Annotated in this window: 12 protein-coding genes and 1 riboswitch; of the genes, 7 read left to right on the forward strand and 5 right to left on the reverse strand. The window is 70.4% G+C overall.

Annotated elements, in window-relative coordinates:
- Positions 1–29: 29 nt before the first annotated feature.
- A riboswitch (M-box (ykoK) riboswitch) is annotated at positions 30–199 on the forward strand.
- Between the two features lie 230 nt (positions 200–429).
- Positions 430–615, forward strand: coding sequence for a hypothetical protein (locus D7D52_RS37505; RefSeq protein WP_162958083.1), 186 nt, complete (start codon positions 430–432; stop codon positions 613–615).
- A gap of 53 nt (positions 616–668) precedes the next feature.
- On the opposite strand, the gene D7D52_RS01765 is transcribed toward D7D52_RS37505, so the two are convergent.
- Complete coding sequence (locus tag D7D52_RS01765) at positions 669–1,496, reverse strand: SDR family NAD(P)-dependent oxidoreductase (RefSeq protein ID WP_120734748.1); 828 nt, start codon at positions 1,494–1,496, stop codon at positions 669–671.
- A 328-nt stretch (positions 1,497–1,824) separates the two neighbouring features.
- On the opposite strand from D7D52_RS01765, the gene D7D52_RS01775 reads away from it, so the two are divergent.
- Together D7D52_RS01775 and D7D52_RS01780 are read left to right on the forward strand one after the other, a co-directional pair.
- Positions 1,825–2,304, forward strand: a complete 480-nt coding sequence (locus D7D52_RS01775) for a hypothetical protein (RefSeq protein ID WP_162958123.1) — start codon at positions 1,825–1,827, stop codon at positions 2,302–2,304.
- Positions 2,305–2,393: 89 nt separating this feature from the next.
- Entirely contained in the window at positions 2,394–2,537 is a 144-nt protein-coding gene (locus D7D52_RS01780; RefSeq protein WP_162958124.1) for a hypothetical protein, read from the forward strand.
- Between the two features lie 7 nt (positions 2,538–2,544).
- Here D7D52_RS01780 and D7D52_RS01785 read toward each other — a convergent pair whose 3' ends face one another.
- Complete coding sequence (locus D7D52_RS01785; RefSeq protein ID WP_162958125.1) at positions 2,545–3,546, reverse strand: AraC family transcriptional regulator; 1,002 nt, start codon at positions 3,544–3,546, stop codon at positions 2,545–2,547.
- 210 nt (positions 3,547–3,756) lie between these two features.
- On the opposite strand from D7D52_RS01785, the gene D7D52_RS01790 reads away from it, so the two are divergent.
- The 3 genes from D7D52_RS01790 (at position 3,757) to D7D52_RS01805 (ending at position 8,085) form a co-directional block, all read left to right on the forward strand.
- Positions 3,757–4,188 (forward strand): SRPBCC domain-containing protein, encoded by a 432-nt coding sequence (locus tag D7D52_RS01790; RefSeq protein ID WP_120734753.1) that lies wholly within the window; start codon positions 3,757–3,759, stop codon positions 4,186–4,188.
- A 445-nt stretch (positions 4,189–4,633) separates the two neighbouring features.
- A complete protein-coding gene (locus tag D7D52_RS01800) occupies positions 4,634–5,365 on the forward strand; it encodes a TetR/AcrR family transcriptional regulator (protein ID WP_120734755.1) in 732 nt (243 codons plus the stop codon).
- Positions 5,362–8,085 carry an AAA family ATPase gene (locus D7D52_RS01805; protein WP_120734756.1) on the forward strand — a complete coding sequence of 908 codons (2,724 nt, stop codon included), beginning with the start codon at positions 5,362–5,364 and terminating at the stop codon, positions 8,083–8,085. Before D7D52_RS01800 ends, D7D52_RS01805 begins: the two co-directional genes overlap by 4 nt.
- 267 nt (positions 8,086–8,352) lie before the next feature.
- Here D7D52_RS01805 and D7D52_RS01810 read toward each other — a convergent pair whose 3' ends face one another.
- Both D7D52_RS01810 and D7D52_RS01815 read right to left on the reverse strand, forming a co-directional pair.
- Positions 8,353–9,801: a flotillin family protein gene (locus D7D52_RS01810; protein ID WP_120734757.1), complete on the reverse strand. Its 1,449-nt coding sequence runs from the start codon at positions 9,799–9,801 to the stop codon at positions 8,353–8,355.
- Positions 9,802–9,810: 9 nt separating this feature from the next.
- A complete protein-coding gene (locus D7D52_RS01815; RefSeq protein WP_222932766.1) occupies positions 9,811–10,053 on the reverse strand; it encodes a hypothetical protein in 243 nt (80 codons plus the stop codon).
- A 123-nt stretch (positions 10,054–10,176) separates the two neighbouring features.
- On the opposite strand from D7D52_RS01815, the gene D7D52_RS01820 reads away from it, so the two are divergent.
- Complete coding sequence (locus D7D52_RS01820; protein WP_246023592.1) at positions 10,177–11,118, forward strand: ADP-ribosylglycohydrolase family protein; 942 nt, start codon at positions 10,177–10,179, stop codon at positions 11,116–11,118.
- A gap of 7 nt (positions 11,119–11,125) precedes the next feature.
- Here D7D52_RS01820 and D7D52_RS01825 read toward each other — a convergent pair whose 3' ends face one another.
- Positions 11,126–12,016 carry a LysR family transcriptional regulator gene (locus D7D52_RS01825; RefSeq protein WP_120734758.1) on the reverse strand — a complete coding sequence of 297 codons (891 nt, stop codon included), beginning with the start codon at positions 12,014–12,016 and terminating at the stop codon, positions 11,126–11,128.
- Positions 12,017–12,097: the final 81 nt, after the last annotated feature.

Consider the following 12,097-nt stretch of genomic DNA (forward strand, 5'->3'; position numbering starts at 1 on the left):
TCGGCCCGGGTGGGGACACCATGGGTCGGTCAGCACCTCGCTAGGCGAGGCTCCTGTTCGAACACAGGCCACTGATCCGACGACGTCGAGAGACGCCCAGGGTTAGGACAGATCATTCCGGATTAAGGGGTGATCCGAAGTGGCTTCCCGCACCGGGATACGTCGTACAGTGCCGAAGCTCTGACGAGAGGGGTGCCCGCATCGCCACTCTCGGCGATGCATTTCCCCTCTCACGGTGCGACATCCGATGTAGGTGACGCCCGCGTGCGTCCAGGCGGCAAGGAGGTGAGCAACGACGTGAGTTGCGGCGACAGCCCATACCCGAGTCCGGGTCGACAACACTTTTCGTTCCCGGCTCACCGCCCGGTGACCACCCGCGGGTGAATCCCGTTCTCGCGGTGAGCCCTAACTCCAGTACAGGAGCTCATCATGGCAACCATCGCATTCCCCCGTGTCCGCACTCAGTTGACCGTGCTGTCGGTACTCGGCGACTCCGTCCGCCGGGTCCGCGCTCGCCACGAGCTGACCGAGCAGGAACGGCACAACCTCAGCCTGTCGCGCAGCCGCAGCGCGGTCTACACCGCCTCCCTGGGCGGCCACCCCTTCCATGCCTGATCACCGGTGGGCGCGCTTCGGCGCATGCCGAATGCGTGCCCACCGCGGATCCGTCAGAGCTGATTGCTCCACGCCGCCAGGCGGGCACGGGCGCGTGAATTACGCACCAGTGCAGCGAGATTCGCGAGCGTCCCGCGCTCGTAATACCCACCGTTCGTGACCGGGGTGCCGGGTGCGGCCAGGCGGGCCAGCAGGTCCGCCGCGGATTCGAGCGGTGCGGTCCGATGACTGCGCAGCCGTGGAAGGTCGATCTCGAAGTCGGCGGGATGGACGCTGACCGAGACCAGGCCCTCGGGGCCGGTTTCGGCGAGGGAGCGGCTGAACATGGTGAGCGCCAGCTTGGACTGGGCATAGATGGCCAGCGGGGTGTAAATCCCGCGCCGGCGATCCAGATCCGTGTAGTCGATATTGCCGGCGGCATGCAGCGCGGACGTGACGGCGACGACACGGCCCCGGGCCGCCGCGAGCGCGGGCAGGACGGCCGCGGTCAGCCGCTGCGGCGCGAGATAGTTGACCTGCCAGGTCAATTCGTGCCCGTCCTCGGTATGGGTGCGCGCGTCGGGAGCCGGCATCGACGCGGCATGGATCAGCGCGTCGAGGCGCGGGTATTCGGCGGCGAGCACCGAGCCCAGCGCGTCGACCTCCGCCAGCCGCGCGAAATCGGCCTGCACCATGCGAATTCGGCCGGGCGCGGCCGCAGCACCTGGGGCAGTACTTGCGGCCCGCAGTCGCTCGGCGGTCGCGTCGGCGTGGTTCTTGTCCAGGATGTGCGCGATGACGGTATCGCCGTCGGCGATCACCCGCTGCGCCGTCGCGAAACCGAGGCGGGTATCCGCACCGGTGACGAGGACGACGCGGGTGCTGGACAGGGTTGCGGACATAGCTCTCCGATCATGGTGAATGACGCGCGAAGCGTGAGGTACGTCGCCGGACACGGCGACAAGAAAGCGCGAAGGCACTGCGCGACAAGGGATGTGACGGACCGGCTACACCGAACTCGGCGGCTCGTCCTCGCTCTGGAACCCGAAGCGTTCCAGCACGGACGGCATGCGCTCGAGACGATGCCGGATTGCGATCACACCTCGGATATCACCCCACCGCGCCACCACGGGCAAGTCTTGCGCCCCCGATTTGATGGATCCTTGACACCACCCGAAACCCCGGCGTCCGCCGGTGGTCCATGCTAGGAACGGAAACATGATGAGAGGCATGCTCAGGTTCGCGGCAGCGTCGGTGCTGCCGGTCGTGGCGTTCGCGGGATCGTTCGGTCCGGCCTCCGCCGACACATCGTCCTTCGATCCGGCGCGCGTCGACGGCGGTCCGGGGTGTGCGGGGACCGTCAGCGCGTCGGCCTCCCCCCAGCAGGGGCAGCAGGGCGGCGACCACGCGACGTTCTTCGACAGTTCGGTGCAGGTGCAGGTGAGCTTCAAAGCCGATGCCGCGGACAATCCGCTCGGGTCGGCGTCGAGCTCACCGGCGGGCACCGACTGCTCGATCCCCGCAACGGTCACCGCCACCAACCTCGACACCGGCGTGACCGCCACCGCCACCCAATCCACCCACTACGACGGACATTACGGCTGGAACGCGACCTTCTTCAGCTTCCCCGGATCAGGCCGCGTCAGCATTCAGGTCAGCACCAACCCCAGCCCCGCCGAACTGATCGTCGACGTACCCGCACCCCGCTGATCGGACGCCGCTCGCTCATCGCGCCCCAGGGCGCGATGACGGGCGGCTGCCCGGGAATCAGCCCCCGACCGCCGACGGGCAGCACCCTCGTGCGCGAATTCCACGCCGCCTACGAGCGTGAGCTGAGCGAGCGCGTCGGGGCCGATCAGGTCGCGACGGTCCGGGCCGTTCTCGCCGAGATCATCGGTACGGCAAACGATTCCGGCCTGGACCGCGCCTTCCGGCCACTCTGAGCGGCCTTCAGTTCGATTGCGCCCGGCGGAAATCCGCGGGGGCCGAGCCGGTCCAGCGCCGGAAGGCTCGGGCCAGCACGCGATGGTCGCGGTAGCCGAGCTGGACGGCGATCGAACGCACCGAATCGCTGCGCTCGCACAGCAGCGTGATCGCCAGATCCCGCCGCACCGTTTCGAGTTCCGCGCGCCAGGTGGTCCCCTGCTCGGCCAGGCGGCGTTGCAGGGTGCGCCCGCTCAAGCCGAGTGCGCGCGCCACCTCGTCCAGCATCGTGCCGCCGGTGCGAGCGCTCAGCCGCGTGCGCAGTTCGTCGCGGAAGACCTCCAGCCACGCGCGTTCCGGTCCCCCGGCCGCGAGGACCTCGGTGGCGTGCCGACGCAGAATCGCGTGCAGGAAGGGATCATTCGGCCGCGCGGCGGTGCCGAGGAACTTGAGCGCGTCGCGGCTCTGATCGAAATGGATGTTCCCGGCGCCGAACGCGCGCTCGAGATAGCGGCGGTCGCGCGGGGCGGGATGCGAGAAGTCCACTCGCACCGGGATTCCCGAGGCGCCGAAGCCCGCCCGGGCCCGCCGGGCGGTCACCACCATGGCGAACTCCCGGTTGAGCCGGTCGTACGGCGCCCGGTGCGGCAGATCGAAATACCGTGCGGTGAGCAGGGATCCGTCCTCCACCACCTCCAGCCCGACCCGCGGATCGCAGATGGTGCTGTTGTAGCGGGCCGCCTCGCGCAAACCCGCGGCCAGGGTCGGCGCGGTGCTGATCAGATAGTCCCAGACGTAGAGCCGCCCATGCTCGGCATGTTCGGCGGCCAGCGCGCCCGCCTCGGTGCCGGCCACTTCGTACAGCAGCGCCCACAGTCGCGTGACGTCGGCGGTCGGCACCCGTACCGCACGGTCGAGCAACTGCGTGTGATCGACGCCGAGCAACCGCGCGATGCGCCGCGGGTCGGCTCCGGCCGCGAGGGCGGCGTCCACCAGCACGCTCACCACATGATTCGACACTGTGCTCACCGGTGCGGCCATTTTCGATCACCTCGTCACGGGTAGTTCCTCGCTCGCCGGTCAACCAGGCGGACGCGCCCGCTATTCCGTGGCGATGGCGCGGAAAGTCCCTGGCTCGGCGGATTTCGTCCCGTCGGCAACCGCCGCGCGGACCGTAGATTCGGCACCGTCGAAATCCGCACCGTGATCGATCGGACCACTCACAGAGAGAAGGCCACAGTGAAGTCGATATCCGCTTCGATCCACATCCAGGCGACACCCGACCAGGTCTGGGATGTGCTGGTCGATCTGCGCGACTATCCGGAATGGAATCCGTTCATCCGGGAAGCCTCGGGACAGATCGCCGTGGGAAACACGTTGCACCTCAGGATGTTCCCGGTCGGCGGCGGCCGGCCCACCGGGTTCACACCGACGGTGCTGGCCGCACGGCCGGGTGCGGAGGTGCGCTGGCTGGGCCGCTTCCTGCTGCCCGGCATCTTCGACGGCGAGCACTCCTTCACCCTGAGCGCAACCGACGGCGGCACCGACGTGGTTCAGGCCGAGAAGTTCTCGGGACTGCTGGTGCCGTTCCTCGGCTCCACCCTCGAGAAAACGCGCGAGAGCTTCGTCGCCTTGAACGAGGCGCTCAAGAAGCGCGTCGAAAACCGCTGACCGGCACCACCGTCGGCGGCCGGTGTGCGGCGCCCGAAACCCACGAGGGGTGGCTTCGGGCGCCGCGGCCTCAGTCGCGCGGGGGCGCGGCGGAATTCGTCCGGGGCCGCGATCGATGGCCGCGAGTTCGGCCGGGGTCACCCCGACGCGCAGCGCCGTGGCCCGGATCAATCCCGCGATGCGGGTCGGGATGGTGCCGTCGATCACCCGCCCAGCCTAGGGCGCGAAAAGCCCGATCAACCGGTCGCTGTGGCGCGAGTTGTCCCGGACCGGCACGCCGGGACACCGTCACGGGTCGTGGGTTTCGTCCTCACGCTGGTGGCGCTGGTGGCCGGGCAGACGATGCCCGCCGGCCTGCCCCGGTTGCGCTCGCTGTTCGCGGATGCGCACAGTGTTCGCTAGGCTGGCGCGGCGGGGGTCGATCAGCCCGCGGGGAGGTGCCGACATGCCCGCAGCACAGCCGAGTCCGTCGGTCTGGGCCCGCCCGCGTCGCGAGCGCACCGCGCTCTCGGCGGAACGCATTGTGGCCGAGGCGGTTTCGATCATGGACGCCGAGGGCCTCGACGCGCTCTCCATGCGGGCCCTCGGCGCTCGCCTGAGCGCCGGCGCGACCTCCATGTACCGGCACGTCGCCAATCGCGAGGAACTGCTCGAGCTGGCGGTGGATCACGTCTACGCCGAAATCGAAGTGCCGCACTGCGTCAGCGCCCAGCACTGGCGGGCCGCGGTGACCGCCGCGGCGCAGAGCATGCGGGCGATGGTGGTACGCCACCGCTGGATCACCGCCGTGCTGCCCGGCGTCGGACTGTACTACCTGGGCCCGAATGTGCTGGGGCTCAACGAGCGACTGCGGCAGGTCTTCGACGCCGCCGGATTCCCGGCCGCCGAGATCGACACCGCCATCGCGGGCGTGCTCGGGTTCGTGGTCGGCATGGCGGTCGCCGAGGCGTCCTGGTTCGCCAAGGTCGCGCGCAGCGGCAAGACCGAGCAGGAGTGCCTCAGCGAACTGTGGCCGGTGTTCGAGCGGGCCGTGACGGCCTATCCCCGGCTCGCGGAATCGGTTGCGGCACGCGGGAAGTTCGAGGTGAGCGCCGTCCGCGACGCCAAATTCCGTTACGGCCTGGACCGCCTGCTCGACGGCCTGGAAAGCCGGATGGACGGGTCGGCGCGCCGATGAACGCGTTGTACGGGCGGGAGGTGGAGATCGGGTGCATCGACACCCTGCTCCACGACGCCGAACACGGTCGCAGCGGCACCCTCGCGGTCATCGGCGAGGCGGGCGAGGGCAAGACCGCCCTGCTCGAGCACGCCGCCCGCACGGCCGGCCCGCACTGGCAGGTATTGCGTTGCACCGGTGTGGAATCGGAGTCGGAGCTGCTGTTCGCGGGCCTGCAGAGCCTGCTGGCGTCGCTTCCGGGCGGTAGCGCCGCGCTGCCGATCGGGCAGCTGCCGGACAATCAGGCCGACGCCTTGCGCGGCGCCATCGGGCTGGCGCCACCGGCCACGCCGGTGGACCGCTTCCAGGTCGGGCTGGCCACGCTGTCGCTGCTGGCCGAATTGTCCACGGCCGGACCGATACTGTGCCTGATCGACGATGCGCAGTGGCTGGATCGATCCTCGGCCGATGCCCTGCGCTTCGCGGCCCGGCGACTCGGGTCCGAGGGTATCGTCGTGCTCTTCGCGGGCCGCACCGGTTTCACCGTCCCCGGCGTGCACACCCTGCTGCCCACGCCGCTGGACACCGCGGCCGCGCGGAGACTGCTCACCGACCGCTGGCCCGCCCTGGACACCGAGGCCGCCGACCGCATTCTGGTCGAGGCCATGGGAAACCCGTTGGCGCTGCTGGAACTTCCGAGCATGGACCCCGATCCGCTGCGCATGGGTCCGCTGCCGCTGCCGGCGCGGCTGCGCGGCGGTTTCGAGCACCGTATCGCCGGCCAGCCCGCCGCGGTGCGCACCGTCCTGCTGGTGGTCGCGGCCGAGGAGACCGGCGAGCTGGGCCTGATCCTGCGCGCACTGGCCGAATTAGGTTGTGCCGACGAGGATCTCGCCGCCGCCGAGACCTCGCGCATGGTCACCGTCGACGGCGGTTTCGTGCGCTTCCGGCATCCGCTGCAACGCGCGGCCGCCTATCACAGCGCGGCCTTCACCGAGCGGCGCGCGGTCCACGCGGCCCTGGCGGCGGTGCTGTGCGCCGAACCGGACCGCCGGGCTTGGCATCTCGCGGCCGCCGCCGCGGGACCGGACGAAACCATCGCCGCCGCCTTGGAAATCGCGGCCGGGCACGCCCGGGAACGCTCCGGATACTCGGCGGCGTCCACCGCCCTGGAACGGGCGGCCAGGTTCACCCCCGAACCGCGCCACCGCGGGGCGCGGCTGACCCTCGCCGCCGAGTGGGCGGCCGAGGCGGGCCGCGCCGAACGGGCGCTGCGGCTGGCCGACGCGGCGGACGCGCTGCCGCTCACCGCCGGTTTCCGGGCGCGCCTCGGCGCGGTCCGCGCCCAGCTCGCCTTCGCCGACTGCGCGCTGCGCCGGGCGGGTGAACTGTGGACGCGGGCCGCCGGCGAGATCGCCGAGTCCGACCCCGAACGCGCCGCGGTCATGCTGCTCGAGGCCGGGCGCGCGGCCTTCACCCGGGGCGAGTTGACCGGTGTGCGTACGGCGCGGTCGCGGCTGGCCGCCTTACCATTGCCCGACGCGGCCCGCCCGACGCTGCTCGCCGCCTTGGACGGCCCACTGTCGCTCGCCGAAGGCGACCTCTGCGTCGGCATCGAGATAGTCCGCGCCGGCGTGGCTCGCAACCGGTCACAGCCGCTGGAGTCGCCGTCGGTGCCGTTGAATCTGGCCGGGCAGGCGGTGCTCGTCGGGGATGTCGCCGACTCCCGCGAGCTGCTGACGCGGTTGATGGAGGAGTGCCGGGCGCGCGGCATGATCGGTTGGGTGCCCGCCGCGTGCGCCTTCCTGGGCACCGCGGAACTCATGCAGGGCCGGCTGCCCGAAGCCGGGTCCGTGCTGGACGAGGGGCTGCGCATGGCCCGCGACATCGACCAGAAGACCTGGGTCACCCACACCCAGGCCGTGATCGCGTTGCTCGCGGCCGCACGCGGCGACGAGCAGACCTGCCGCGAACTGGCCACCCGCGTACTGGCCTCCGGTCACGAGGCCTTCATCAACACCACCCACTGCGAATGGGCGCTGGCCCTGCTGGATCTGGGCCTCGGCCACTACGAGGCCGCCTTGGATCGACTCGAGAGGCTGCACCGGATTCGAGATCGGGCCCGCGGGCAGTGGGTGCATCTGCTGCGCGATCTGGTCGAGGCCGCGGCCCGCCTGCGCCGGCCCGACCGCGCCGCCGACGCCATGATCGAGATCGAACGCTGGGCCGACGCCACCGGCTCCCCGTTCGCCGAGGCCATCGCGCTGCGCGGCCGCGCCGCCCTGCGCGACGACGGCGACGCCTACGAGCAGGCCCTGAAACTGCAAGCGGCCGAGGGACTCTGGTACGACCACGCCCGCACCGCGCTGCTTTACGGCGAATCGCTGCGCCGCAAACGCCGCCGCGCCGACGCCCGCACGCACCTGCGCCGAGCCGTCGAGATCTTCGAGCGGGTCGGCGCGCCGCTGTGGGCCGAGCGCGCCCGCACCGAGCTGCGCGCCACCGGCGAGAGTCTCGACCCGGCCCCCGCGGCCGATCTGACCGCCGCCCTCACCCCGCAGGAACTCCAGGTGGTGCGCCTGGCGGCGGCCGGCGCCACCAACAAGGAAATCGCGGCCCGGTTGTTCCTGAGCCCCAAAACCGTTGGCCACCACCTGTATCGAGCCTTCCCCAAGCTCGGCGTGGCCAGCCGGCTGGAGCTGGCGCGCCTGGGCCTGGACCGGCCCGCCGACCCAGAGTGAGAGCGACGCCGCCGACCCGAATTGAGGACGAAGCCCGCGAACCCGAAATGAGGACGAAGCCCCGCGAACCCGAAATGAGGACAAAGGCCGCTGACCCGGGGTGAGGACGAAGCCCGCCCGCTCCGAGTGAGGCGAGGCCGCCGACTCGGAGTGGGCGACGGCCGCCGAGGCGGTTCGGGGGCGACCAGGCCGAACCCGTTGCGGCAGCGCAGGAATCGACGATCGGGCGCGGTGATCCTCACCGCGCCCGAGCTTTTAGCGTCACGGCTACGAGGTCAGCTTCACCTCGCCGTTGGTGGCCGGCTCCGGTTTGAGCGCCGGGAGCAGCGATTCGCGGGCCATCGAGGTGAGAGTGCCCGCCTGCTGGATGATCTCGGCCAGCGCCGAGGTGACACCCTGCGCGCCATTGAGCACCGTGAACTGGCCGACATGCTCGAACGGCTTGGCGGCGGCCGCCACGATCTCCGGCAGGTTCTCGGCGACCTGCTGGGCGATCACCGCCTCCTGGTTCTTGCTCATGGCCTCGGCACGCTGCTGGATGCCGGCCGCCTCGGCCGCCATCCGGGCCCGCGTGGCCTCGGCCTCGGCCAGACCGCGCGCCTGGATGGCATCGGCCTCGGCCTGACCGTTGAGGCGGGTGGCCTCGGCCTGCGCGGCGGCCCGGACCTTGATCGCCTCCGCCTCGGCGAGGGCCTGCATCTTCGTCTGCGCCGCAGCGGCTTCCGCGCGCAGGCGGGTCTCCTGGGCGTCGGCCTCGGCCTGGCTGATGCGGGCGTCGCGGGTGGCGGTGGCGAGGGTGGTCTGCCGGTACGCCTCGGCGTCGGCGGGCTTGCGCACCTCGACCTGCAGCTGCTGTTCCTTCTGCTGCGCCTCCAGCTGCGCGACCTTGGTCGCCACTTCGACCACGGCCTGGCGGGCGGTCGCCTCGGCGAGCGGGCCCTGCTGCTGCGATTGCTTGGTCGCGCGGTCCACCTCGGCCTGGTAGCCGGCCTTCTTGATCTGGGTGTCGCGGACCGCCAGCGCCACCTGCGCCTGCGCGGCCTGCTCCTGCTCGATGGCCTCCCGCTCGGCCCGCGCCCGCGCGACGCGGGCGTGCTGCTCGACCTCCACCTGGTGCGGAACCGCCAGGTTGGCAATGTAATTCGACTCGCTGGCAATGGACTGGATCTGGAAGGAGTCGATGACCAGGCCGAAGGATTCCATCTCGTGCGAGCAGCGGTCACGCACCTGCTCGGAGAACTTGTCCTGATCGCTGATCATGTCCTCCACGGTCATCGAGCCCGCGATGGCGCGCAGGTGACCGACGAAGACGTTCTGGACCTTGGTCTCCAGCTCGTCGGCGGGCCGGTCCAGAAAGCGGCGCGCGGCATTGGCGATGGAGGCGTAGTCGTCGCCGACCTTGTACATCACCACGCCGGTCAGCGCCAGGTTGATCTTCTGGCGGCTCACGCACGGCACCACGATCTGAGATTCGTGCGCCTCCAACGAGATTCGGCGCACCTTGGTCAGGCCGGGGGCCACCAGACAGCCGCGGCCGGTGACGATGCGAAATCCCATGCTGTCGCCGGACCCGCCCGGCCCGGTCCCGGCTCGAAAGCCCGAGATGATCAGCGCCTCATCGGGTTCGGCGACCCGCCAGGCCATGCGAAACAGAATCGCCGCCAGGATCAGCAGCAGGAGTGCGGCCCCGACCACCACGAAGACCAGGACGTCCACGATGCACCTTCATTTCACGGGAACTACTTCGACAGTGCGACCGCCCAGGCTGTTCACCACTAGGACCTGGGCGTGCTTGGGAATCGTCGATTCACCGTCGGCGGCGCGGGCCAGGAACCGTTCGGTCCCGAACCGGACCTCGATCACGACCTCGCCGAGGTGACCCGGTGTGATGGCCGCCGTCACGCGCGCGTATTTGCCGATCACGTCCGCCGCCATCAACACCACCCCCCACCGCAGCTGCTCGACCACCACACGCTAGGCCCGCCCGCGAGCCCTGGACAATTCATTTACGAAATCCTTGCGGGCGGTTCGGTCGCCGCGGGCCGGCCGCGCGCCCGCGCTCGTCGGACGGGATGGCTACCATCGACGGCGATGCACGCTGACCTGATGTTCGACGCACTGAACGGACTGTCCGTGGGCGACGCGGTGGGGGCCGAGTTCCCCGTCCTGCGCCGGCCCCTGGGCGAACTCGCGACCGGTGATCTCCCGCCGGGCCGGTGGGAGTGGACCGACGATACCGAAATGGCGGCCACGGTGGCCGCCGAGCTGTTCGAGCACGGCCGGATCGATCAGGATCGGCTGGCCGCCGCCTTCGCCGAACGTTTCGACCAGCGGCGCGATTACGGGTTCATGACCGTGGACACGCTGGGGCGAATCCGGCGCGGCGCACCCTGGCGGGAGGTGACCGCGGCCGCGTTCGGCGGCCAGGGTTCGTGCGGCAACGGCGCGGCCATGCGGGTCGCGCCGCTGGGTGCCTACTTCGCCGGGCAGCCGGAAACGGTTGTGGCCCAGGCGATTCTGTCCGCGCAGGTGACACACGCCCACCCCGAAGGCGTGCAGGGTGCGGTCGCGGCGGCCGTGGCGGCCGCCACGGCCGCGCAGGCTCGGCTGGACGGAATCCGTCCCACGCCTGCGCAATTCATCACCACCGTGCTCGACCGGCTCGACGGCGGCGAGACGGCTCGGCTGATCCATCGGGCCCGCGCCCTGCTCGGCGCCTCGCTCGAACAGGCCGCCGAGGAACTCGGCACCGGTATCCGCGTCACCGCCCAGGACACCGTGCCCTTCGCATTGTGGGTCGCCGCAACATATCTCGCCGATTACCGCGCCGCCATCGCCACCTGTGTCGCCGCCGGCGGCGACACCGACACCACCGCGGCCATCGTCGGCGGGATCGTCGCCGCCTACACTGCCGGGCCGCCCGCCCCGTGGCTCGCCGCCCGGGAACCACTGCCGGTCTGGCTCGAACAATCCCGGCATCGCCCCGCACCGGCGTCCCCGGGCCGACTGCGCCGCTGGTTCACGTCCCGATAGTCACCGATCACAGTGTCGCCGTGCCCAATTCGCGAACGACCTCGGCCAGCCCGCGAATACCCGCGTTCTCCCGGTCGGCCCGCCATACCAGCACCCAATACAGCGGCGTGGCATCGTGAATCGGAATCGAGACGATATCGGGCCGGTTCGTGTACCGGCTCACATGCGCGCCGCGGCTGTGGATCACCCCGTCGTGTCCCACGGCGGCCATGGTCTCCTCCTGCCCGGTGGTGACCAGCACCTTCTCCACCGGCCGGCCCGAGGGCGTATAGAACGGCACGTACTCGTTCTCCCAGTACTCGGGCACCCCGGGACCGGCGCCCAGCGCCGGATAGTTGCCCAGCTCCTCGAGGGAAACGGTGTCGCGCTCGGCCAATTCGTGCTCGATCGGCACGATCATGGAGCGCGTCTCGGTGAACAGCACCGGACCGACGACGAGATCGGGTTCCTCCACGGGCAGCCAGGTGACCACCGCGTCGACCCGGCCGTCCCGCAGCGCGCCGTAGGGGTCGGTGAATCCATTGTGCCGAATTCGCACGCTCCACTGCGGATATCGCGCCTTGAACGCATTCCAGAAGGCCCGCAGTTCATACGCGTTGAAGTTGACCGTGCCGACGGTCAGGACGGCGGCCTTGCTCTGCGCCGCGACCCGCACGCGGGCCACGCTGTCGTGCAAACCGCGATACAGTGGCCGCAGATCGTCACGCAGCTGTTCCCCCAGCGCCGTCAATTTGACCGTGCGACTGGTGCGTTCGAACAAATCAGCCCCAACGCTGCGTTCCTGCTTCTTGATCGCCTGGCTGATGCGCGCGGGCGACACGTGCAGCCGTTCCGCGGTGCGGCCGAAATGCAGTTCCTCGGCCAGCGTCAGGAAAATCTCGATTTCGCGTAGTTCCATCTCACCACGACGCTAACCCACAATTTTCCCCACTGCGACCGATCCGTTTTCCACACCGACCGGGCCGCGAAACATCAGGCA

It is taken from the genome of Nocardia yunnanensis (assembly GCF_003626895.1).
Lineage (GTDB): Bacteria > Actinomycetota > Actinomycetes > Mycobacteriales > Mycobacteriaceae > Nocardia > Nocardia yunnanensis.

Excerpts from the sequence above, each read along its gene's own strand:
- D7D52_RS01775 (WP_162958123.1), top strand. The coding sequence starts at position 1,825 with ATGCTCAGGTTCGCGGCAGCGTCGGTGCTGCCGGTCGTGGCGTTCGCG.
- D7D52_RS37505 (WP_162958083.1), top strand. The coding sequence starts at position 430 with ATGGCAACCATCGCATTCCCCCGTGTCCGCACTCAGTTGACCGTGCTG.
- D7D52_RS01800 (WP_120734755.1), top strand. The coding sequence starts at position 4,634 with ATGCCCGCAGCACAGCCGAGTCCGTCGGTCTGGGCCCGCCCGCGTCGC.
- D7D52_RS01825 (WP_120734758.1), bottom strand. The coding sequence starts at position 12,016 with ATGGAACTACGCGAAATCGAGATTTTCCTGACGCTGGCCGAGGAACTG.
- D7D52_RS01805 (WP_120734756.1), top strand. The coding sequence starts at position 5,362 with ATGAACGCGTTGTACGGGCGGGAGGTGGAGATCGGGTGCATCGACACC.
- D7D52_RS01820 (WP_246023592.1), top strand. The coding sequence starts at position 10,177 with ATGCACGCTGACCTGATGTTCGACGCACTGAACGGACTGTCCGTGGGC.
- D7D52_RS01765 (WP_120734748.1), bottom strand. The coding sequence starts at position 1,496 with ATGTCCGCAACCCTGTCCAGCACCCGCGTCGTCCTCGTCACCGGTGCG.